This window comes from Sphingobium bisphenolivorans, assembly GCF_000412635.1.
GTDB lineage: Bacteria > Pseudomonadota > Alphaproteobacteria > Sphingomonadales > Sphingomonadaceae > Sphingobium > Sphingobium bisphenolivorans.
Genome location: NZ_ASTG01000010.1, coordinates 121,364 through 141,321, shown reverse-complemented (window position 1 = coordinate 141,321; position 19,958 = coordinate 121,364). Strand labels below are relative to the sequence as shown.

Here is a 19,958-nt window from a genome sequence, read left to right as displayed (position 1 = left end):
TTGGTCGGGGAGAGAGGATTCGAACCTCCGGCCCCTGCCTCCCGAAGACAGTGCTCTACCAGGCTGAGCTACTCCCCGACCGTCGGCGGTTCCGCTAGGGTCCCGCTGGGCAGGCCGCAGCCTATAGAGGCGGCTTTTCGCACTGGCAAGCGGCAGAACAGGTTTTTTTCATCTCGCTACAAAAGCCCCGCTTCCCGAAAGCTGAAACGGCCTTGTGCGCCTTCGATGATGTGGTCGGCAATGCGGATCTCCATCGGCCGCAGCCGCCGGCGAAGGCTGCGCGTCAGGCGGATGTCGGATGAGCGCGGCAAGGGCGCGGCCGCCTCGTCGCGCCGCTGTTCGATGACGAGCCAGGAGCTGTCGCAGCGCAGCAATATGTCCATGGTGGCGCGCCAGTCTTCGTCCAGCGCCACCCGGCGGCGCGGCTGCCATTGTTCATCCAGCAGCAGGAGGTGCAATGTCGCTGTATCCGTCATGCCGCAATCATGCGATTGCGCATGGGCCGCGGCGCGCGCAAGCCGGTCCGAAGCGGAGCGGGCTGCGGCGAACCTCCTCCATTTTGCAGCGAAATTTTCCCGCGCCTCCGCTAGACGCGGATGGAGCATCGGCAGACTCGCCACCTATGAAAGTCCGGACGGCCCCATGACGCCCCATTATGAGCAGCAATATCTCGACCTGATGCGGCGCATATGGACCGAAGGGGACGAGCGGGTGGACCGCACCGGCGTAGGCACCCGATCAGTGCTCGGCGCGACCATGCGCTTTTCGCTCGCGGACGATGCCGTGCCGCTGCTGACCACCAAGCGGGTCTATTGGAAGGCCGCCGCGCGCGAAATGCTGTGGTTCCTGACCGGCGACACCAATATCCGCGAACTGGTGCGGCAGGGGGTGCATATCTGGACCGACTGGCCGCTCGATGCTTACCGCAGGGCGACCGGGGAGGCGATCGACCGCGACGCGTTCGAGGCGCGGATCATCCAGGATGAGGTCTTCGCGCGGCGCTGGGGCGATCTAGGGCCGGTCTATGGCGCGCAATGGGTGAACTGGCCGCGCTATGAGCCAGTCGGCGACGGCCTCTATCGCCGCGCCGCGCGCGGGCACAACCAGATTGCGGACCTGGTGGAAGCGATCCGCACTACGCCGGGCTCCCGCCGCCTGCTGTTCACCGGCTGGAACGTCGCCGAAGTCTCTCAAATGGCGCTGCCGCCCTGCCACATGACCTATCAATTTCAGGTAGCGAACGGACGTCTGAACGGCCTGTTGTTCCAGCGCAGCTGCGACCTTGGGCTGGGGTTCGCCTTCAACATTTTCGGCCTTTCCATGATCACCCGCATGCTGGCGCAGCAGTGCGACCTGCTGCCGGGAGAGGTGGTCTGGCAGGGCGGCGACGTGCATCTCTACCTTAACCACGCCGATCTTGTGGAAGAGCAGATCAGCCGAATTCCGTCGGGCAATCCGAAACTGCGGATCAAAGGGCGGCCTTCATCCATTTTCGACTACAGGATCGAAGATTTTGAAGTGGTTGATTACGCGCCGCAGGCCCATATTTCCGCCCCGGTCGCTGTCTGACGGACTTCAGGCGGGCGGGGCTTGCCTCCAAGCGGCGTTGTAATATAATAATTGCTTAGAGCAATAATATTGCAATGCACAAGAGGAGGCAGGATGAGCGACCGGCCCGTTGCCGACGCTGGAAAGGATCAGCCGGGGCGCAATCTCCCGCCGCTGCGGCTGCATGTGCCAGAGCCGAGATTTCGCCCGGGCGACCATGCCGATTTCAGCGATTTCGCCATTCCTCCCGCTGGCGCCATGCCCCGTCCTGATGAGGCGGCGGCAGCGGAAAGCTTTCGCGAACTTGCCTATGGCCTCGTCCGCGTGCTGGATGAAGACGGGCAGGCGGTCGGCCCTTGGGACCCGAAGCTGCCGCCCGAGACGCTGCTGAAGATGCTGCGTTCCATGGCGCTGACCCGCGCGTTCGACGCGCGCATGTTCCGCGCCCAGCGGCAGGGCAAGACCAGCTTCTACATGAAGTCGACGGGGGAGGAGGCGGTATCGATCGGCGCGGCGCTCGCCCTGGCGCGGGACGATATGTGTTTTCCCAGTTACCGGCAGCAGGGTATATTGATCGCCCGCGACTGGCCGCTCATCGACATGATGAACCAGATCTACTCGAACAAGGGCGACCGGCTGAAGGGGCGTCAGCTGCCGATCATGTATTCGGCGCGGGAGGCGAGTTTTTTCTCGATCTCCGGCAACCTTACCACGCAATATCCGCAGGCGGTCGGCTGGGCCATGGCGAGCGCCGCGCGGGGCGACAGCCGCATCGCGGCGACCTGGTGCGGGGAAGGTTCGACGGCGGAGGGCGACTTCCATTCGGCCTGCACCTTCGCCAGCGTCTACCGCGCGCCGGTCATCATGAACATCGTCAATAATCAATGGGCTATCAGCAGCTTTTCAGGCTTTGCCGGAGCCGAGGCCACGACCTTCGCCGCGCGGGCGATCGGCTATGGCATTGCCGGCCTCCGGGTGGATGGCAATGACGCGCTGGCCGTCTATGCAGCGACACGCTGGGCCGCTGACCGGGCGCGGGCCAATGGCGGCCCCACCCTGATCGAGCATTTCACCTACAGGGTCGAGGGGCACAGCACGTCCGACGATCCCATCGCCTATCGCTCCGCCGATGAGGCGAGCCACTGGCCGCTCGGCGACCCGATCGCCCGGCTCAAGCAGCACTGCATCCGCCTCGGCATCTGGGACGAGGAACGCCACGCCGCGATGGACAAGGAACTGGCCGAGACGGTCCGCGACGCCGCGCGGGCGGCGGAGAAGAACGGCATCCTCGGCCATGGCCTGCACCACCCCATGGAAACCATGTTCCAGGATGTGTTCGAAGAAATGCCCTGGCACCTCAAGGAACAGCAGCAGAAGATGCTGGACGAATGGAAGGCGGCCGGGCTGTGAACGAGACGTCCAGACAGGAAGCGGCCATCGATACTCAGCAGATGAACATGATCCAGGCGATCAACAGCGCGCTCGACGTGATGATGGAGCGCGATCCCGACGTGGTGGTCATGGGGGAGGATGTCGGCTTCTTCGGCGGCGTCTTCCGCGCGACCGCAGGGCTCCAGCAGAAATATGGCAAGAACCGCGTGTTCGACACGCCGATCACCGAATGCGGCATCATCGGCGTGGCAGTGGGGATGGGCGCCTATGGGTTGCGGCCCGTCCCGGAAATTCAGTTCGCCGACTATATCTACCCCGCGCTCGATCAGCTGGTGTCCGAAGCAGCGCGGCTGCGATACCGGTCGGCCGGCGAATATATCGCGCCGCTCACCGTTCGCTCTCCCTTTGGTGGCGGCATCTTCGGCGGGCAGACGCACAGCCAGTCGCCCGAGGGCATCTTCACCCATGTCTCCGGCGTCAAGACGGTGATCCCTTCGACCCCCTATGACGCCAAGGGCCTGCTGATCGCGGCGATCGAGGATAATGATCCGGTGATCTTCTTCGAGCCCAAGCGCATCTATAACGGCCCGTTCGACGGCCATTACGACACGCCCGCCAGAAGCTGGGCCGGCCATCCGCAGGCGCAGGTGCCGGCGGGCTATTATCGCGTGCCGCTGGGAGCGGCGCGGGTGGCGCGGGCCGGGGAGGCGCTCACCATCCTCTGCTACGGCACGATGGTGCATGTCGTTGAAAATACCACCGCCGAACTGGCCATCGACGCGGAGATATTGGACCTGCGCACGCTGGTGCCGCTCGACATCGATGCGATCGAGCGGTCGGTCAAGAAGACCGGCCGCTGCCTGATCGTGCATGAGGCGACGCGGACCAGCGGCTTTGGCGCGGAACTTCTGGCGCTGGTGCAGGAGCGCTGCTTCTACCATCTCGAAGCGCCGATCGAGCGCGTCACCGGCTTCGACACGCCTTATCCGCATAGTCTGGAATGGGCCTATTTTCCCGGCCCGGTGCGCATCGGCGAGGCGATCAAGAAGATCATGAGGGACTGAAGGGCATGGCACTTTTCACGTTCAAGCTGCCCGACATCGGCGAAGGCATTTCCGAAGCGGAAATCGTCGGCTGGCACGTCAAGGTCGGCGACCGGGTCGAGGAGGACCAGCCGATCGCCGACATGATGACCGACAAGGCGACCGTTGAAATGGAGAGCCCCGTTTCGGGCACCGTCATGCGGCTGGCGGGGGAGCCGGGACAGCAGGTGGCGATCGGCTCGATGCTGGTGGAGATCGAGATGGAGGCGGTGGGGGAAGAAGCTGCTCCGCCCGATAACTCATCCATGGGCGAGGTTGAAGAGTCCACCTCCGTTCCCCCCGAGCTTGTCGGGCAGCAGGCGACCGAAGGTCAACGGCCGGGCCGAGCCGATAGCGAGGCAGCATCGCCTGCGGCTCAGCACGGGGCTTCGACTTCGCTCGGCTCGAACGGGGAGAAGGTGGACAGGGCTACCCCCATCCTCGCATCGCCCGCTGTCCGCGCGCGCGCCAGGGAACTCGGCATCGACCTCGCGCAAGTTAAGCCCAGCGGCGACCATATCCGGCATGCCGATCTCGACGCCTTCCTGCTTTATGGGACGGGACAGGGCTACAGTCCCGCAGGGCGCTCCGTCAGACGCCCGGATGAGGAGGTGAAGGTCATCGGCCTGCGCCGCCGCATCGCCGAAAACATGGCCGCATCCAAGCGTGCCATTCCGCATTTCTCCTATGTCGAGGAAATCGATGTTACCGCCCTGGAGGAAACGCGCGCGCAACTGAACGCCCACCGCGGCGACAAGCCCAAGCTTACCCTGCTGCCGCTGCTGATCGTCGCCATCTGCCGCGCGCTGCCGGACTTTCCGATGCTGAACGCGCGCTATGATGACGAGGCGGGCGTGGTAACGCGCCATGGCGCGGTCCATATGGGCATCGCGACGCAGACGGACGGGGGCCTCATGGTGCCGGTCATCCGGGACGCGCAGGACCGCAATATCTGGCAGCTCTCGGCGGAGATCACCCGGCTTGCGGATGCCGCCCGCTCCGGCAAGGCGAAAACGGCGGAACTGTCCGGCTCTACCCTCACGCTGACGTCGCTGGGGCCGCTTGGCGGCATCGCGACCACGCCGGTCATCAACCGGCCGGAAGTGGCAATCATCGGCCCGAACCGCATCATCGAGCGGCCGGTCTTCCGGGGCAAGGAAGTGGTGGCTGCAAAGCTCATGAACCTGTCGATCAGCTGCGACCATCGCGTGGTCGACGGCTGGGACGCGGCCAGCTTCGTACAGGCGGTGAAGAAGCTGCTCGAAACGCCGGTGCTGCTGTTCGCGGACTAAGCGGCGTCAGCGCATGATGGCGCGATAGCTGAGCCGGCCGCGCTCACCGGGCGAAATCCGGGCGGGCATCGTCCAGCGAACATGGGTGACGTCACGCGAAGTGGCGCGTCGGGTGCCGCCGAGCGGCGTAGGCAGCCATAATTCCTCGAGCCGGCCCCAGCGCTGTCCGCCATCCACCGACACCTGCATCATCGGATCGGCGAGCGAGAGCGACGTGCCACGCGGCACCGGGTCCGTCACCGCGACACCGTGCAACGGCTGGCTACCCTGATTGCGCCAGTTGACGACGAAGACCAGTTGGTCGCCGGGCTGCGGACGCTCTGCGCTGGTGAGAATGCGGCGCTCGCGCCCGTTGATGTCTGTCGCGACCCGCTCGACGAACATTTGCCGCGACAGGCGGATGTCCTGCTGCGCCATTGCCGGCGTCGTCAGAAACAGGCTCACGCCGAGCCAATATCCGAACCTCATGCGCCATTTCCCCCTTTGGCGTTGAGCATGAAGGGGAAGGGCGAAGATTTGGTTAAGGCGGGCTTTTCCATATTGGCCACAAGCGAATGGAAATTGACGGGTTCGGGCGCCACGTGCACAGGATAGCCCAGGCGCGCAGGAACAGGTCGGACGTGACACCCCAGGAAGAACAGGAAATCATCCGCCGGCGCGATCGCCTGCTGGCCTCCATCGCGCTCACATCCGGGATCGGCTTGTTACTGGCCTTGCCCTTCGCGTTGCGGGCGGGGGCCGAATTCTTCCTGCCGCTGACCGCTGCGCTGGTGATCGCCATCGCGCTGGTTCCGCTGCTCGAATGGATGGAGCGGCGGCGCGTGCCGTCCTCGCTCGCGGCCTTGCTGGCGGTGGTCGTCTTCCTGCTGGTCGCGAACACCGCGCTCGTGCTGATCGTCGTGCCTGCGGCTGACTGGTTCCGCGTGCTGCCCGAGCGCCTGCCGCAGATCCAGACCAACCTTGCGCCGATCATCGACTTTTATTCGCAGCTTCAGCGCTTCGTCGACGAAACCGTGCAGATGCTGGCGAGCGGCCCCGTCGCCGCGGCACAGACCGCCGCCGTAGAGGCGCCCCGTTCGCTGCTGCAATTCGCCGCAACATCCGCGCCCTCGGCCATCATCCAGATGGTGTTCGCGCTGCTCATCATCTATTTCTTTCTCGCCGGCTGGACCCGGCTGCGGCGGCGCACGATCAACAGTCGCGGCAGCTTCGACGGCGCAATGGCGGTCGCGCGCGTCATCCAGAATGTGGTCGACGCGACCTCCGCCTATGTGCTGACGATCGCCACGATCAACCTGTGTCTTGGCATGGCGGTGGCGCTGGCGCTCTGGCTGATCGACATGCCCTCGCCGCTCATGTGGGGCGGCATCGTAGCGCTGCTGAATTTCGTGCCCTATTTCGGGCCGATGCTGGCGGCGGTGCTGCTGGCGCTGGGCGGCCTCATGGTGTTTGACGATGTGTGGAGGGCGCTGTTGCCTGCCGCGTTGCAGGTCGGCTTCCATCTGGTCGAGGCGAACTTCGTGACCCCCACGATCCTGGGCCGGCGCCTCACCATGAACCCGCTGCTGATTCTGGTGTCGCTGACCTTCTGGGGCTGGGTATGGGGAACGCTCGGTGCGCTGCTCGGCGTACCGCTGCTGATCATCATCCAGACCGTCGTGGCGGCGGCGGGAACCCCCGATATTGCGGGTTTCCTGTTCGAGCGCGGCACGCTCACCGTGACTCCGCGGAAAGAAAATGACGAAAGACAGGAAAGCGATGTTACGGAGAGTTGACAGCAGGGGCAGGCCCGCATAGATGCCCGCCCACACCGAACGCGGGTGTAGCTCAGTTGGTTAGAGCGCCGGCCTGTCACGCCGGAGGTCGCGGGTTCGAGCCCCGTCACTCGCGCCATTTCTCCTGAAGTGGAAGGTATCCCAGATCAGCATCGTCTGGTGGCTTGTTTCAGGTCACGCCATGATGCCGCCCTGCGCGGGTGTAGCTCAGTTGGTTAGAGCGCCGGCCTGTCACGCCGGAGGTCGCGGGTTCGAGCCCCGTCACTCGCGCCATTTCCTTCATGATAGAATGATGACGTGGCTCCATGCCGGCGCTGCGCCAAGTGGAATAGCGCTCGCGATCCGAGAATCGCGGCTCCCTCCGCTGGGTGATCGATCCCCCGCCTTCGCCGGGATGACGTCGTTCAAGCCGGGAGCGCCGTCTCCACCCATTCCACCTCAAAAACTCCGCCAGCGCCCCGTTTCCATCCACGACATCAGTCGCTTCAACGGCAGCACCCAGATCCACACCACGCCCAAAAACACATAGACCGGTACCTGCGCCAGCATCGGCAATCGCCCGATCAGCGCCGAGAGGCTCCCCACCATCACTGCCCAGAGCGCGATCAGCGCCAGGATGATGAACATGCCCACGGGCTTGCGCCAACTCGGCGTATAACTGTGGCGGGGATCGATGCTCACATCCCGTCTCCTTCTATCAGCTCGATCTCGGTCAGGATGATGTGCAGCGGCAGGTCCCAAGGATCGGCAGGCACCGCTTCATGCTCCTGCACCGACCAGGCAATACCGATGCGCAACGCGTCGGGATAGCGCGCGAAGACCCGGTCATAATAGCCGCCGCCTTGCCCCAGCCGGTTCATCGCCCGGTCGAACCCCACCAGCGGCGCGATGATGACGTCGGGCACCACCGGGTCGCCCGTCGGCTCGGGATGGCTGGTGCCGAACAGGCCCGGGAAAAGCTGGTCGTCCGGGCTCCACGTCAGGAAATCCATGCTCCCCAGCCGGTCGATCACCCGCGGCAGGGCAAGCGTCAGGCCCATCGCCTGCAACTGTGGGGCGAGCCGCTGGGCTGGCGCTTCATCGTCCAGCCCCATATAAAGCGCCACCGTCCGTGCGCCCGAAAGCCGCCGGGCGAGGGGAGAGGGAATCATCTTGAAAGCCAGCCGGTGGGCGAGCGGATCGAGCGAGGCGACGAACGCCCGCCGCCGCTGTCGGGCAGCGGCGCGCAATGTGGCTTTATCGGGATCGTCGCTCATCGATGGTATCGGCCTGTCCTGTGAGCCAGCACGCTTTATGGGGAGGGGGGTGACGGGACCGCCTCGGCCGTTTGCTGGAATATCCTCTGACGCCTCAACGTCAGGTGGGAACCATGTAGATCGGGCCGGAGCCCGCCCAGGGACAGTCCCCGTGGATGTGATTATCGCCTCAGGGATGTTCGCTAAAGCTCGTATCGCGCAGTACCCGTCGCCCTCAATTTAGGCGTCGGGCGCGACGGCGGCAAGAGTCTCGCGCAGCTTTTCTATCCGCCCGGCCAGAGCCTCCACCGCGCGGGCGGCAACCTCGTCGCCCTCGTCGAGCGCCAGGCTCTGCTGACGCCCGATCGCCTCGCGCTTCAGGTCATTGAGCTCATCCGCCAGGAACAGCGCCGCGAACAGCAGCGTGCGCACTTCGGTCAAGCCCGGCGTATTCTGCTGCGCTAGCCGCGCCTTGCGCTCGATCAGCGTGCTGAGGTGCGCCAGATGCGCTTCCTCCCCGTCGCGGCAGCGCAGATTATATTGCCGACCGGCGATGTGCAGCGTGGTTTCAGCCACTTGTCCGCCCCTTCAGTTCGTTGATCAACAGGTCGAGCGATTGCAGCGCCTGCCGCGCGGCGCCTTCGTCCATGCTGGAGGAGGATTCGGGGGCGGGCGTCGTCATCAGCCTGCCCAATTCCTGTTCGAGCCCGGTGACCGCACGCTCCAGCGTGGCGATCGCCTGCGTCATGCGGTCACTTGCCATGTCCTTGCCATAACCAAAGTTTTCGCCGTGCAAAAGCTGTCATTGGGCGGCTTGGCGCAGCCACGGTGCCTGCCATGGTTGACGCATGCGGATTGAGCATACAAAGGAGGCCCGATCTCGATTCGCAGGCCTTACAGGGGGCCGCTGCAAAGCCAGGAAAGACGCCGCTTCGATGACCGTTTCCGAAAAGTCGCTTGCCAACGCCATCCGGGCGCTTTCGATGGATGCCGTGCAGGCCGCGAACAGCGGTCATCCGGGCATGCCGATGGGCATGGCGGACGTCGCCACGGTATTGTTCAGCGATTATCTGAAGTTCGATCCGACCCAGCCCAAATGGGCCGACCGCGACCGCTTCGTGCTGTCGGCCGGCCACGGCTCGATGCTGATCTATTCGCTGCTGCACCTGACCGGCTACGCCCGCCCGACGATCGAGGACATCCGCAATTTTCGCCAGCTCGGCAGCCCCTGCGCCGGCCACCCGGAGAATTTCGAGCTTTCCGGCGTAGAGGCGACCACCGGCCCGCTCGGCTCGGGCCTCGCCACCGCCGTTGGCATGGCGATCGCGGAGCGTCACCTGAACGCGCAGTTCGGCGACGATCTGGTCGATCACCGCACCTGGGTCGTCGCGGGCGACGGCTGCCTGATGGAAGGCATCAACCACGAGGCGATCGGCCTTGCCGGCCACCTGAACCTCGGCCGGCTGATTGTCCTTTGGGACGACAACAAGATCACCATCGACGGTTCGATCGACCTGTCGAGCAGCGAGGATGTCCGCGCCCGCTACGCCGCGACCGGCTGGCATGTCGTCTCCTGTGACGGCCACGACGTCGCCGACGTGCGCCGCGCCATTGATGAAGCGCTGGCCGATCCCCGGCCCTCGCTCGTCGCCTGCGCCACCAAGATCGGCTATGGCTCGCCCAACAAGGCGGGCACGTCGGGCGTCCACGGCTCCGCGCTGGGTGTCGAGGAAGTGGCTGCCTCCCGCGAGTTCCTCGGCTGGTCGGCCGAACCCTTCGTCATTCCCGAAGACATCGCCGCCGCCTGGCGCCAGATCGGCGCGCGCGGCGCTGAAGTTCGCGGCGTTTGGGAAAACCGTCTCGCAAGTAACGGACAGAAGGCGGAATTTGAACGCCGCATGGCTGGCGAGCTGCCCGCAGATTTCTCACTTTCGGCCTATATCGACACGCTGATCGCCAATCCGCAAAAGGTCGCGACCCGCAAGGCGAGCGAGCTGACGCTGGGCGCGATCAACGACCTGCTGCCCGAAACGCTGGGCGGCTCGGCGGACCTCACCGGCTCCAACAACACAAAGACCAAGTCGACCGGTCCGCTGACCAGGGACGATTATTCGGGCCGCTACGTCTATTACGGCATCCGCGAATTCGGCATGGCCTGCGCGATGAACGGCATGGCGCTGCACGGCGGTGTCATCCCCTATGGCGGCACCTTCCTGGTCTTTTCCGACTATTCGCGCGCGGGCATTCGTCTCGGCGCGCTCCAGCAGCAGCGCGTCATCCATGTTCTGACCCATGACTCGATCGGTCTCGGCGAAGACGGCCCGACTCACCAGCCGATCGAACATGTCATGTCGCTGCGCATGATCCCCAATCTAGACGTCTACCGCCCCGCCGACATTGTCGAGACGGCGGAGTGCTGGGAATTGGCGCTCAAGGACAAGGACGGTCCGTCGGTGCTGGCGCTGACCCGCCAGAACTTGGCCCAGCTGCGCACCGAAAAGGCCGTCGGGAACCTCTCCGCCAAGGGGGCCTATCGCCTGCGCGCAGCCAATGGCGAGCGCAAGGTGGTGCTGATCGCCACCGGCTCCGAGGTTGAGATCGCCGTCGCTACCGCAGACCTGCTGGAAGCGCAGGGGATCGGCGCCGACGTCGTATCCATGCCGAGCTGGGCGCATTTCGATGTGCAGCCGCAGGCCTATAAGGACGAACTCCTGCCGCATCATGTGCTGCGCGTATCGATCGAGGCGGGAACGACCTTTGGCTGGGAACGCTATGTCGGCATCGCCGGGCTGCGATTTGGCATCGACACATTCGGCGCTTCGGCTCCGGCGGAAGCACTTTACGAGCATTTCGGCCTGACCGCCGCAAAGATCGCGCCGCAGGTCGCGGCCGCGCTCGATCATTAAGAATAATCTACCCAATCAGGAGGCTAGTGCAGTGGCAACGAAGGTAGCAATCAACGGTTTCGGACGTATCGGTCGACTGGTCGCCCGCGCGATCCTGTCGCGTACCGACCATGATCTGGAACTGGTGAGCATCAACGATCTGGGCGATGCCAAGTCCAATGCTCTCCTGTTCAAGCGCGACAGCGTCCATGGCAACTGGGCTGGCGAAGTCAGCGTCGACGGCAATTTCCTGGTCATCGAGGGCAAGCGCATCGCCGTCACCGCTGAGCGTGACCCCGCCAAGCTGCCGCACGCAGCCCAGGGCGTGGACATCGCGCTGGAATGCACCGGCATCTTCGCCGACAAGGAAAAGGCGAGCGCCCATCTGGCCGCCGGCGCCAAGCGCGTCGTCATCTCGGCGCCCGCGACCGGCGTGGACAAGACCGTCGTGTTCGGCGTCAACCATGAGACGCTGACCGCCGAAGACGTCGTCATCTCGAACGCCAGCTGCACCACCAACTGCCTGGCGCCGCTCGCCAAGGTCCTGCACGACGCGATCGGTATCGAGCGCGGCTTCATGACCACGATCCACAGCTACACCAACGACCAGAACACGCTCGATCAGCTGCACAAGGACATGCGCCGCGCCCGCGCCGCAGCCCTGTCGATGATCCCGACCACCACCGGCGCCGCTCGCGCCGTGGGCGAGGTTCTTCCCGAACTCAAGGGCAAGCTCGACGGTTCGTCGGTCCGCGTGCCGACCCCGAACGTCTCGGTAGTCGATCTCAAGTTCGACGCCAAGCGCGCGACGACCGTTCAGGAAGTCAATGAACTGCTGAAGGCCGCGTCCGAAAATGGTCCGCTCAAGGGCGTGCTCGGCTATTCCGACGAGCCGCTGGTGTCGATCGACTATAATGGCGATGCGCGCAGCTCGACTGTGGACAGCCTCGAAACGGCGGTGATCGACGGTACGCTGGTGCGCGTACTGAGCTGGTACGATAATGAATGGGGCTTTTCGAACCGCATGATCGACACCACCGGTGTTGTGGCGAAGTTCCTGTAAAAACCCGTTTGTCCATAAAAATCCCGTTCGGTTCGAGTAGCCGTCGAGCGAAGTCGAGACGGCGTATCGGGAATTTTTCTCGACGGGCGCTTCTCGACAAGCTCGAAGCTGCTCGAACCGAACGGTTTTTCATGTGAATAGCCAAGGAAAAATCACTATGGCAAAGCCGTTCAAGACACTCGACGACATGGGGGATATCACCGGGAAGGTGGTGCTGGTGCGCGAGGATCTGAACGTGCCGATGCAGGACGGATCGGTCAGCGACGACACCCGCCTGCGCGCCGCCATGCCGACGATCCTCGAACTTGCCGACCGGGGTGCGAAGGTGCTGATCCTCGCTCATTTCGGCCGGCCCAAGGGCCAGAAAAACCCGGAATATTCGCTGTCCAAGATCACCCGCCCACTGACGGCGGTGCTGGGCCGCGATGTGCAGTTCATCCCCGATTGCCAGGGCGAAGCCGCCACCGACGGTATCAGGGTGATGCGCAACGGCGACATCGCCATCCTCGAAAATACGCGGTTCCATCCCGGCGAGGAGAAGAATGATCCTGCGCTGGCGGATGCCATCGCCGCGATCGGCGACCTTTATGTGAACGATGCCTTCTCCGCCGCGCATCGGGCCCATGCCTCGACCGAAGGACTGGCGCACAAGCTGCCCTCTTTCGCTGGCCGCTCGATGGAAAAGGAACTCGACGCGCTGCAGGCTGCACTTGGCGAGCCGGTGAAACCGGTCGCGGCCGTCGTTGGCGGCGCGAAAGTGTCGACCAAGCTCGACGTGCTCAACAATCTGGTCGCGAAGGTCGATCATCTGATCATCGGCGGCGGCATGGCGAACACCTTCCTCCACGCGCGCGGCGTCGATGTCGGCAAGTCGCTGTGCGAGAAGGACCTTGCCGAAACGGCCGATGCGATCTTCGACAAGGCGGAGGCTGCCGGCTGCACCATCCATCTGCCCTATGACGTGGTGGTCGCGAAGGAATTCGCCGCTAACCCGCCATCGCTGCGGACCTGCAACGTGCATGAGGTCGCCGCCGACGAGATGATCCTCGACGTTGGGCCTGCCGCCGTCGAGGCGCTCGGCGACGCGATCAAGAACTGCCGCACTTTGGTGTGGAACGGCCCGCTCGGCGCGTTCGAGATCCCGCCTTTCGACAAGGCGACCGTTGCGCTGGCCAAGACCGCCGCCGCGCTCACCAAGGAAGGCGGGCTTACCTCCGTCGCGGGGGGCGGCGACACGGTGGCGGCGCTCAATCATGCGGGCGTGGCGGGCGACTTCAGCTTCGTCTCGACCGCGGGCGGCGCCTTTCTCGAATGGATGGAAGGCAAGGAACTGCCGGGCGTCAAGGCGCTGCTGGCCTGACAATCACCGCGAGGCCGCCCGGATGAGGCGGCCTTGCTTTTTCAGGATGCCGCTTTTCGGCTCCTTTCTTACAGCGCCGCCGCTAGGGGGCGCTCTTCCCAGATGAAAAGGTATGTGCAGATGCAGTTTCAGGACATGAAGGCGAAGATCGAGGGCGGCAACGGCTTCATCGCGGCGCTCGACCAGAGCGGCGGCTCGACGCCCAAGGCGCTCAAGGGCTATGGCATCGAGGAAGGCGCCTGGGCCAATGACGAGGAAATGTTTGGCCTTATCCACGGCATGCGCAGCCGCGTCATCACCTCGCCCGCTTTCACGGGTGAAAAGGTGCTGGGCGCGATCCTGTTCGAGCGCACGATGGACGGCGAAGTCGCCGGCAAGTCGGTGCCGCAGGCGCTGATCGAGCGCGGCGTCGTTCCCTTCATCAAGATCGACAAGGGCTTGGAAGACGAACAGAATGGCGTGCAGCTGATGAAGCCGAACCCCGACCTCAACGTGCTGCTCCAGCGGGCAAAGGCGCTTGGCGTGTTCGGCACGAAGGAGCGTTCGGTCATCAACCTCGCCAATCGCGAGGGCATTGCCGCTGTCGTAAAGCAGCAGTTCGAAGTCGGCAGCCAGGTCCTTGCCGCCGGCCTCGTTCCGATCATCGAGCCGGAAGTCAACATCAAGAGCCCCGAGCGTGCCGAGGCCGACCAGATCCTGCTCGAAGAGATTCTCAAGAATCTCGACGCGCTGCCGGGTGACGACAAGGTCATGCTGAAGCTGTCGCTGCCGACCAAGCCCGGTCTGTTCGACCCGCTGGTCGATCATCCCCGCGTGCTGCGCGTCGTCGCGCTTTCGGGCGGTTTCTCGCGCACCGAGGCTTGCGCTGAACTGGCGAAGAATCGCGGCATCATCGCCAGCTTCAGCCGCGCGCTGCTGAACGACCTGCGCCACCAGATGAGCGACGACGAGTTCAACGCCTCGCTGGGGCAGGCGATCGACGAAATCCACGGCGCCTCGACCAAGAAGGCGGCGTGAATGGAAGGGAGGCTATCGGTGAACGCCGATAGCCTCATCCTTGACGACCATTTCATCCAGATCGTCATCCCCGCGAAAGCGGGGACCCATCTCTCAACCGTTCCGCTTGGCGCTTCTTACGGGAGATGGATTCCCGCTTCCGTGGGAATGACGGGGTGATGGTCTGTATCGGACTGCTTTCAGGTCACGACCCAACCAGCGCCTTCAGCGCCCGCGCATCCTCGATCGCCTGCGCTTCGGGGTCATTGTTGAAATAGGCCCAGACCGGCCGCCCGGCGCTGGCCTGCTCCCTCATCCACTCCGCCCATCCGCGCAGATGCGTCTCCGAATATCGGCCCCAATATCGGCCGCCGCTGCCATGGAAGCGGACATAAGCGACCGGCCCCACAGCCACTCGAGGCGTGGCCGACCCGGCCATGTCATGCAGGCAGAGCCCCGCGCCGTGGCGCTCCAGCAGCGCATAGACCGCATCGACATACCAGCTCGGATGCCGAAATTCGAACATATGCACCTGTTCACGCGGCAGGATGCGCAGGAACGCCTGCAGCCGCTCCAGATCGACGCCAAATTGCGGCGGCATCTGATAAAGGATCGGTCCCAATGTCGGGCCAAACTGCCGGAAGGACGCCATCATCCGCGCCACCGGCTCCTCGCAATCCTTCAGCTTCTTCATCTGCGTCAGAAAGCGGTTCGCCTTCACCGCATAGCAGAAGCCCGGCGGCGCCTGTTCGCGCCACTTGTCCACCGTCTCCGGCTTTGGCAGCCGATAGAAGCTGTTGTTGATCTCGACCGTGTCGAAATGCTCCGCGTAAAAGGCGAACCATTGCTTCATCGGCAGCTTTTCGGGATAGAAGCGCCCGCGCCAGTGGCGGTAATTCCATCCCGAGCATCCGATCCGGATCATGGGCGGACAACGCGGCAGGGGCGGGGTACGGTTCCCATCTTTCCCAGCGCCGCCAAAAAGCGCTAAGGGCAGGGGCATGACCGACTTCACCGACGAAGAACTCGCCCTCGATCCCAACTTCGCGGACCGCTTCGAGCGCGATGGTCGGCGCCCGCCATGCCAGCTTTACCTGATCTCGCCGCCCGCCATCGACGACAGTTTCGTCGAAAAACTGGCGCAGGCGTTCGACGGCGGGGAAGTCGCCGCATTTCAGTTGCGCCTGAAGGGTGTGGATGAGGACGCCATCGCCCGCGCGGCCGAACCGTTGCAGAAGCTCTGCGCCGAGCGCGACGTCGCCTTCATCATCAACGACAGCATCGCGCTCGCCCAGCGGCTCGGTGCGGACGGCGTGCATCTGGGGCAGGATGACGGCGACCCGCGTGAGGCGCGCAAGCTGCTCGGCCCCTCGGTGCAGATCGGCGTCACCTGCCACGACAGCCGCCATCTCGCGATGGATGCGGGGGAGGCGGGGGCGGACTATGTCGCGTTCGGCGCCTTCTATCCCACCACGACCAAGGAAACCCGGCATCGCCCCGACCCGTCAATCCTCGGCTGGTGGACGACGCTGTTCGAACTCCCCTGCGTCGCGATCGGCGGCATCACGGCGGACAATGCCGGGCCGCTGGTGGCGGCAGGCGCCGATTTCCTGGCCGTGAGCGGCGCCGTCTGGAACCATGTCGAAGGCCCGAAAGCGGGTGTGGCCGCCTTCTCGCGCATATTGAGCGCGTAACGACCCGCGGAGAGGCAGCCTTCCCGCGCCCCGTGCGTTCTCTCGCCGCAACATGGGAGAGAATGCCTTGAAGAACCACATGCTCATCCTGACGCTGCTCTGCGCCGCGTGCAAAGTCTCCGTCACCGACGCCAACGACAGCGCCGCCGCGCCGAAAGGGCAGGCGGCGGGGACGCAGCAGTCCGCCGCTCCTGCGGCGAACGATGCCGACTTCACGATCGTACCGGAGCCAACTGGCGCCCCGCCACGCACGGATTCCATTCTCCAGGCGCAGGTGGCGCTGGACCGCGCGGGCTTCTCGCCGGGCGTGCTGGACGGCAAGGAGGGCATGTCCTTCACCGCCGCGCTCAAGGGCTTCCAGGAGGCGAGGGGCCTTCCCGCCACTGGCACCTATGACGAGGCGACGGCCAAGGCGCTGCTGAACGGTCAGCCGCAACCCGCGACCTGGCTGGTCAGGATTCCCGACAGCTTCGCCCGCGGCCCCTTCTTCAACGTGCCCAAGGACCTCAACGATCAGGCGAAGCTGCCGGCGCTTGGCTACCGGAACCTGCTCGAAAAGCTGGCCGAGCGCTTCCACACCAAGCCGGAGGTGCTGGTCGCGCTTAACGCCCCCAACACGAAGGTGGGCGCCGGCACGACCATCCGCGTGCCCGCCATAGCCAATCAGCCCGTGGCGCGGATCGATGGTGATGAGCGCGGCTGGGGCACGACCCTCGCCAGCCTCGGCGTCGCCAAGGACCAGCCGCAGGCCGACCATATCGTCGTCGACAAATCGGACGGCGTGCTCCGTGCCTATGACGCGCAGAACAAGCTGATCGCGCAATTCCCCGCGACGATGGGGTCGCAATATGATCCGCTGCCGCTCGGAACGTGGGAAATCAAGGGGTTGAGCCGCAATCCTGACTTCCATTATAATCCTGATCTGTTCTGGGACGCTTCGGCGAACGACCAGAAGGCGGTGCTGAAGCCCGGCCCGAACGGCCCGGTCGGCGTCGTCTGGATCGACCTCTCCAAGCCCCATTACGGCATCCACGGCACGCCTGAGCCTCAGACCATCGGCCGCACCGAAAGCCATGGCTGCATCCGCCTCACCAACTGGGATGCCGCGCGGCTGGCGCAGATGGTGAAGTCTGGCGTCAAGGCCGTGTTCCAGGCATGAAGATGAGCGCGCGGGGCTGTGGCGGCGGCATCCTCGCCATCTTGCTCTGCGCGCTCTTCCTGCATTTTTGCGTCCGCATCGTGCCCGACGAAGCGCCGCGTCCGTCTCCGCCGCAGCGCCCCGCTTCCGCCGAGACGGGGCCGCTGCTTATTCCGGTCGAGGGCGTCCCACCCACCGCGCTCACCGACACCTTCACCCAGGCGCGGGCGAGCGGCGCACGGCCGCACGACGCCATCGACATCATGGCCGCGCGGGGCAGGGCGGTGCTGGCGGTCAGCGACGGCTGGATCGAAAAGATCTTCTGGAGCGATGCCGGCGGACGCACCCTCTATCAGCGCTCCCCTGACGGCCGGCGCGTCTATTATTATGCCCATCTCGACAGCTATGCGCCGGGCCTCAAGGAGGGCCAGGCCATCCGCCGCGGTCAGCGGATCGCCAACGTCGGCAGCACTGGCAATGCCGATCCGTCAGCGCCCCACCTCCATTTCGCGGTCCACGAGATGCAGCCGGGCGAGCCCTGGTATGGCGGCCGCCCGATCAATCCCTATCCGCTGCTCGTCCGCCCGCGATGACGCGCGGCCCCTTGCCCTTCGGCCTCTGCCGAGGTAAAGGCCCGCCAGCCTCAACAGGCCGGCTCTTTTCATCCTCAGACATATAGGCAGGCTCTTCCCATGAAGATCAGCGGCGTCGAGATTCGTCCCGGCAACAACATCGAATATGACGGAAGCCTGTGGCGTGCCGTTAAGATCCAGCACACCCAGCCCGGCAAGGGCGGCGCCTATATGCAGGTTGAGCTCAAGAACCTGATCGACGGCCGCAAGAACAACGTCCGCTTCCGCTCGGCGGAGACGGTCGAGCGCATCCGCCTCGACACCAAGGATTTCCAGTATCTCTATGCCGAGGGCGACATGCTCGTCTTCATGGACACGGAAAGCTATGAGCAGATCAACCTGCCGCAGGATCTGGTCGGCGAAGCGTCGGCCTTCCTTCAGGACGGCATGATGGTCATGCTCGAAATGTATGAAGAGCGCCCGATCAGCGTGCAGCTGCCCGAGACGGTCGAAGCGACCGTGGTCGAGGCTGACGCCGTGGTGAAGGGGCAGACGGCTTCCGCCAGCTACAAGCCGGCGATCCTCGACAATGGCGTGCGCGTCATGGTTCCCCCGCACATCGTCACCGGCACGCGCATCGTCGTCGACGTGTATGAGCGCGAATATGTGAAGCGGGCCGACTGATGCGGTTCGGGCGCAGCATGGGTGCGGCCGCCATTCTCGCGATCGGCGCCATGCCGGCTGCGCTTGCTGCGCAGACGGTTAACAAACCATCCAAGGCACAACTCGACAGCGCGGCCTATGTGCTGCGCGTCATCAGCAGCGCGCTGCAGTCGGCGCAGGTCGAACAGCCGGTCAAGAATGTGCTCTTCGAATGCCTCTACATCAATCCGCTGTCGAAGATCAGTGCGGCGACCGACAAGGTGATCGCGGCCAATGCCGGCAAGGTTGACCGCAAGGACCCTTCGCAGATGCTGGCGGTGATCGCCGGGACCTGCGGCTATCGCCCGCCTGCTGCACCCGCCGCCAAGCCTGCCCCCAAGAAATAAGCGAAGGCCGTCCCTCGGGGCGGCGGAGATTTTGCATGGTATCCCACTCAGGCCTTCTCACCGTCATGGAACGCGCGGTTCGCAAGGCCGGCGCCAAGCTGCGCCGCGATTTCGGCGAGGTCGAGCATCTTCAGGTGTCCCGCAAGGGGCCGGCCGACTTCGTGTCGAAGGCCGACAAGCAGTGTGAGCAGACGCTGGTCGAGGAACTGCGCAAGGCGCGGCCCGACTGGGGATTTCTGCTCGAAGAGGGCGGGGTGATAGAGGGCGACCCCAGCAAGCCGCGCTGGATCATCGATCCGCTCGACGGCACCACCAACTTTCTCCACGGCATCCCGCATTTCGCCATCTCGATTGCGGTGGAAGAGCCGCTCTATGGCGGTAAGAAGGAAATCACGACCGGCCTCATCTATCAGCCGATCACGGACGAAAGCTATTGGGCGGAAAAGAGCCGGGGCGCCTGGCGGCATGACCAGCGCCTCCGCGTCTCCGCTCGCCGCGATATGGGTGACTGCCTGATCGCCACGGGCATTCCGTTCCTCGGCCACGGCAACTTCGCGGAGTGGACGCGCATCTTCGGCGCGGTCGGCCCTTCGGTGGCGGGAATCCGCCGCTTCGGCGCCGCGACACTGGACCTCGCCCATGTGGCATCGGGCCGCTACGACGGCTTCTGGGAAAGCGGCCTGCAACCTTGGGACGTTGCCGCCGGCATCCTGCTGGTGCGCGAAGCGGGGGGCTTCGTCACCGACTTCCGGGGCGGCGACCAGGCGATCGAGCGCAAGGAAGTGATCGCCGGGAACGATGCCGTCCACAGCAAGCTGCACAAGCTCATTGCCGGGGCGCTCCGCTAATCCGCGCTGTTTGAACTCTCGTACAACAA

At 64.7% G+C, this 19,958-nt stretch carries 22 protein-coding genes and 3 tRNA genes; 17 read left to right on the top strand and 8 right to left on the bottom strand.

Translation table 11 applies throughout. The features are described from left to right. Position 1: 1 nt before the first annotated feature. Positions 2 to 78, bottom strand: a tRNA-Pro gene (locus L858_RS0109560). A gap of 98 nt (positions 79 to 176) precedes the next feature. Continuing rightward, positions 177 to 476, bottom strand: coding sequence for a JAB domain-containing protein (locus L858_RS0109555; RefSeq protein ID WP_022682927.1), 300 nt, complete (start codon positions 474 to 476; stop codon positions 177 to 179). Positions 477 to 642: 166 nt separating this feature from the next. Here L858_RS0109555 and thyA point away from each other — a divergent pair, with 166 nt between their 5' ends. From thyA to L858_RS0109535, 4 genes are all read left to right on the top strand, one after another. Continuing rightward, positions 643 to 1,569 (top strand): thymidylate synthase, encoded by a 927-nt coding sequence (thyA, locus tag L858_RS0109550; RefSeq protein WP_028055986.1) that lies wholly within the window; start codon positions 643 to 645, stop codon positions 1,567 to 1,569. 93 nt (positions 1,570 to 1,662) lie between these two features. After that, positions 1,663 to 2,958 carry a 3-methyl-2-oxobutanoate dehydrogenase (2-methylpropanoyl-transferring) subunit alpha gene (locus L858_RS0109545; RefSeq protein ID WP_022682925.1) on the top strand — a complete coding sequence of 432 codons (1,296 nt, stop codon included), beginning with the start codon at positions 1,663 to 1,665 and terminating at the stop codon, positions 2,956 to 2,958. 41 nt (positions 2,959 to 2,999) lie between these two features. Then, entirely contained in the window at positions 3,000 to 4,004 is a 1,005-nt protein-coding gene (locus L858_RS0109540) for an alpha-ketoacid dehydrogenase subunit beta (RefSeq protein ID WP_028055985.1), read from the top strand. 5 nt (positions 4,005 to 4,009) lie between these two features. Then, complete coding sequence (locus L858_RS0109535) at positions 4,010 to 5,314, top strand: dihydrolipoamide acetyltransferase family protein (protein ID WP_022682923.1); 1,305 nt, start codon at positions 4,010 to 4,012, stop codon at positions 5,312 to 5,314. A 6-nt stretch (positions 5,315 to 5,320) separates the two neighbouring features. Here L858_RS0109535 and L858_RS0109530 read toward each other — a convergent pair whose 3' ends face one another. Further along, the gene (locus L858_RS0109530; protein WP_022682922.1) at positions 5,321 to 5,782 is read right to left on the bottom strand and encodes a DUF11 domain-containing protein; all 462 of its coding nucleotides are present in this window, start codon (positions 5,780 to 5,782) and stop codon (positions 5,321 to 5,323) included. Between the two features lie 152 nt (positions 5,783 to 5,934). On the opposite strand from L858_RS0109530, the gene L858_RS0109525 reads away from it, so the two are divergent. From L858_RS0109525 to L858_RS0109515, 3 genes are all read left to right on the top strand, one after another. Then, positions 5,935 to 7,089, top strand: coding sequence for an AI-2E family transporter (locus tag L858_RS0109525; protein ID WP_022682921.1), 1,155 nt, complete (start codon positions 5,935 to 5,937; stop codon positions 7,087 to 7,089). A gap of 41 nt (positions 7,090 to 7,130) precedes the next feature. After that, positions 7,131 to 7,207: transfer RNA gene (locus tag L858_RS0109520), tRNA-Asp, on the top strand. 78 nt (positions 7,208 to 7,285) lie between these two features. Further along, positions 7,286 to 7,362: transfer RNA gene (locus L858_RS0109515), tRNA-Asp, on the top strand. 165 nt (positions 7,363 to 7,527) lie between these two features. Here L858_RS0109515 and L858_RS0109510 read toward each other — a convergent pair. The 4 genes from L858_RS0109510 to L858_RS0109495 all read right to left on the bottom strand — a co-directional run bounded on the left by L858_RS0109510 (position 7,528) and on the right by L858_RS0109495 (position 9,087). Continuing rightward, positions 7,528 to 7,770, bottom strand: a complete 243-nt coding sequence (locus tag L858_RS0109510) for a DUF2842 domain-containing protein (RefSeq protein ID WP_022682920.1) — start codon at positions 7,768 to 7,770, stop codon at positions 7,528 to 7,530. Beyond that, complete coding sequence (locus L858_RS0109505; RefSeq protein ID WP_022682919.1) at positions 7,767 to 8,345, bottom strand: 5-formyltetrahydrofolate cyclo-ligase; 579 nt, start codon at positions 8,343 to 8,345, stop codon at positions 7,767 to 7,769. Before L858_RS0109505 ends, L858_RS0109510 begins: the two co-directional genes overlap by 4 nt. Positions 8,346 to 8,564: 219 nt before the next feature. Then, positions 8,565 to 8,900, bottom strand: a complete 336-nt coding sequence (locus L858_RS0109500; protein ID WP_022682918.1) for a cell division protein ZapA — start codon at positions 8,898 to 8,900, stop codon at positions 8,565 to 8,567. Beyond that, positions 8,893 to 9,087 carry a hypothetical protein gene (locus tag L858_RS0109495; RefSeq protein ID WP_037504554.1) on the bottom strand — a complete coding sequence of 65 codons (195 nt, stop codon included), beginning with the start codon at positions 9,085 to 9,087 and terminating at the stop codon, positions 8,893 to 8,895. Before L858_RS0109495 ends, L858_RS0109500 begins: the two co-directional genes overlap by 8 nt. A 172-nt stretch (positions 9,088 to 9,259) precedes the next feature. Here L858_RS0109495 and tkt point away from each other — a divergent pair, with 172 nt between their 5' ends. The 4 genes from tkt to L858_RS0109475 all read left to right on the top strand — a co-directional run bounded on the left by tkt (position 9,260) and on the right by L858_RS0109475 (position 14,649). Next, positions 9,260 to 11,230 carry a transketolase gene (tkt, locus tag L858_RS0109490; protein WP_022682916.1) on the top strand — a complete coding sequence of 657 codons (1,971 nt, stop codon included), beginning with the start codon at positions 9,260 to 9,262 and terminating at the stop codon, positions 11,228 to 11,230. 31 nt (positions 11,231 to 11,261) lie between these two features. Beyond that, positions 11,262 to 12,272 (top strand): type I glyceraldehyde-3-phosphate dehydrogenase, encoded by a 1,011-nt coding sequence (gene gap, locus L858_RS0109485; protein ID WP_022682915.1) that lies wholly within the window; start codon positions 11,262 to 11,264, stop codon positions 12,270 to 12,272. 157 nt (positions 12,273 to 12,429) lie between these two features. Continuing rightward, positions 12,430 to 13,632: a phosphoglycerate kinase gene (locus L858_RS0109480; RefSeq protein ID WP_022682914.1), complete on the top strand. Its 1,203-nt coding sequence runs from the start codon at positions 12,430 to 12,432 to the stop codon at positions 13,630 to 13,632. A 120-nt stretch (positions 13,633 to 13,752) separates the two neighbouring features. Beyond that, positions 13,753 to 14,649 (top strand): fructose bisphosphate aldolase, encoded by an 897-nt coding sequence (locus L858_RS0109475; RefSeq protein ID WP_028055983.1) that lies wholly within the window; start codon positions 13,753 to 13,755, stop codon positions 14,647 to 14,649. Between the two features lie 184 nt (positions 14,650 to 14,833). On the opposite strand, the gene L858_RS0109465 is transcribed toward L858_RS0109475, so the two are convergent. Further along, complete coding sequence (locus L858_RS0109465; RefSeq protein ID WP_022682911.1) at positions 14,834 to 15,553, bottom strand: DUF72 domain-containing protein; 720 nt, start codon at positions 15,551 to 15,553, stop codon at positions 14,834 to 14,836. Positions 15,554 to 15,629: 76 nt separating this feature from the next. Between L858_RS0109465 and thiE the strand changes: the two genes are divergently transcribed. The 6 genes from thiE to L858_RS0109435 all read left to right on the top strand — a co-directional run bounded on the left by thiE (position 15,630) and on the right by L858_RS0109435 (position 19,929). Continuing rightward, entirely contained in the window at positions 15,630 to 16,322 is a 693-nt protein-coding gene (gene thiE / locus L858_RS0109460; protein WP_022682910.1) for a thiamine phosphate synthase, read from the top strand. 67 nt (positions 16,323 to 16,389) lie between these two features. Then, the gene (locus L858_RS0109455; protein ID WP_028055982.1) at positions 16,390 to 17,481 is read left to right on the top strand and encodes a L,D-transpeptidase family protein; all 1,092 of its coding nucleotides are present in this window, start codon (positions 16,390 to 16,392) and stop codon (positions 17,479 to 17,481) included. 2 nt (positions 17,482 to 17,483) lie between these two features. After that, a complete protein-coding gene (locus L858_RS0109450; protein ID WP_028055981.1) occupies positions 17,484 to 18,053 on the top strand; it encodes a M23 family metallopeptidase in 570 nt (189 codons plus the stop codon). A 99-nt stretch (positions 18,054 to 18,152) separates the two neighbouring features. Beyond that, positions 18,153 to 18,716, top strand: coding sequence for an elongation factor P (gene efp / locus L858_RS0109445; protein ID WP_022682907.1), 564 nt, complete (start codon positions 18,153 to 18,155; stop codon positions 18,714 to 18,716). After that, positions 18,716 to 19,081, top strand: coding sequence for a hypothetical protein (locus tag L858_RS0109440; RefSeq protein WP_022682906.1), 366 nt, complete (start codon positions 18,716 to 18,718; stop codon positions 19,079 to 19,081). Before efp ends, L858_RS0109440 begins: the two co-directional genes overlap by 1 nt. Before the next feature lie 35 nt (positions 19,082 to 19,116). After that, positions 19,117 to 19,929: an inositol monophosphatase family protein gene (locus tag L858_RS0109435; RefSeq protein ID WP_022682905.1), complete on the top strand. Its 813-nt coding sequence runs from the start codon at positions 19,117 to 19,119 to the stop codon at positions 19,927 to 19,929. Positions 19,930 to 19,958: the final 29 nt, after the last annotated feature.

What these genes read in the sequence shown, in the direction of transcription:
- L858_RS0109555 (WP_022682927.1), bottom strand. Translation starts at nt 476, where the DNA reads ATGACGGATACAGCGACATTGCACCTCCTGCTGCTGGATGAACAATGG.
- thyA (WP_028055986.1), top strand. Translation starts at nt 643, where the DNA reads ATGACGCCCCATTATGAGCAGCAATATCTCGACCTGATGCGGCGCATA.
- L858_RS0109545 (WP_022682925.1), top strand. Translation starts at nt 1,663, where the DNA reads ATGAGCGACCGGCCCGTTGCCGACGCTGGAAAGGATCAGCCGGGGCGC.
- L858_RS0109540 (WP_028055985.1), top strand. Translation starts at nt 3,000, where the DNA reads ATGAACATGATCCAGGCGATCAACAGCGCGCTCGACGTGATGATGGAG.
- L858_RS0109535 (WP_022682923.1), top strand. Translation starts at nt 4,010, where the DNA reads ATGGCACTTTTCACGTTCAAGCTGCCCGACATCGGCGAAGGCATTTCC.
- L858_RS0109530 (WP_022682922.1), bottom strand. Translation starts at nt 5,782, where the DNA reads ATGAGGTTCGGATATTGGCTCGGCGTGAGCCTGTTTCTGACGACGCCG.
- L858_RS0109505 (WP_022682919.1), bottom strand. Translation starts at nt 8,345, where the DNA reads ATGAGCGACGATCCCGATAAAGCCACATTGCGCGCCGCTGCCCGACAG.
- L858_RS0109495 (WP_037504554.1), bottom strand. Translation starts at nt 9,087, where the DNA reads ATGGCAAGTGACCGCATGACGCAGGCGATCGCCACGCTGGAGCGTGCG.
- tkt (WP_022682916.1), top strand. Translation starts at nt 9,260, where the DNA reads ATGACCGTTTCCGAAAAGTCGCTTGCCAACGCCATCCGGGCGCTTTCG.
- L858_RS0109480 (WP_022682914.1), top strand. Translation starts at nt 12,430, where the DNA reads ATGGCAAAGCCGTTCAAGACACTCGACGACATGGGGGATATCACCGGG.
- L858_RS0109475 (WP_028055983.1), top strand. Translation starts at nt 13,753, where the DNA reads ATGCAGTTTCAGGACATGAAGGCGAAGATCGAGGGCGGCAACGGCTTC.
- L858_RS0109465 (WP_022682911.1), bottom strand. Translation starts at nt 15,553, where the DNA reads ATGATCCGGATCGGATGCTCGGGATGGAATTACCGCCACTGGCGCGGG.
- thiE (WP_022682910.1), top strand. Translation starts at nt 15,630, where the DNA reads ATGACCGACTTCACCGACGAAGAACTCGCCCTCGATCCCAACTTCGCG.
- L858_RS0109450 (WP_028055981.1), top strand. Translation starts at nt 17,484, where the DNA reads ATGAGCGCGCGGGGCTGTGGCGGCGGCATCCTCGCCATCTTGCTCTGC.
- efp (WP_022682907.1), top strand. Translation starts at nt 18,153, where the DNA reads ATGAAGATCAGCGGCGTCGAGATTCGTCCCGGCAACAACATCGAATAT.
- L858_RS0109440 (WP_022682906.1), top strand. Translation starts at nt 18,716, where the DNA reads ATGCGGTTCGGGCGCAGCATGGGTGCGGCCGCCATTCTCGCGATCGGC.
- L858_RS0109435 (WP_022682905.1), top strand. Translation starts at nt 19,117, where the DNA reads ATGGTATCCCACTCAGGCCTTCTCACCGTCATGGAACGCGCGGTTCGC.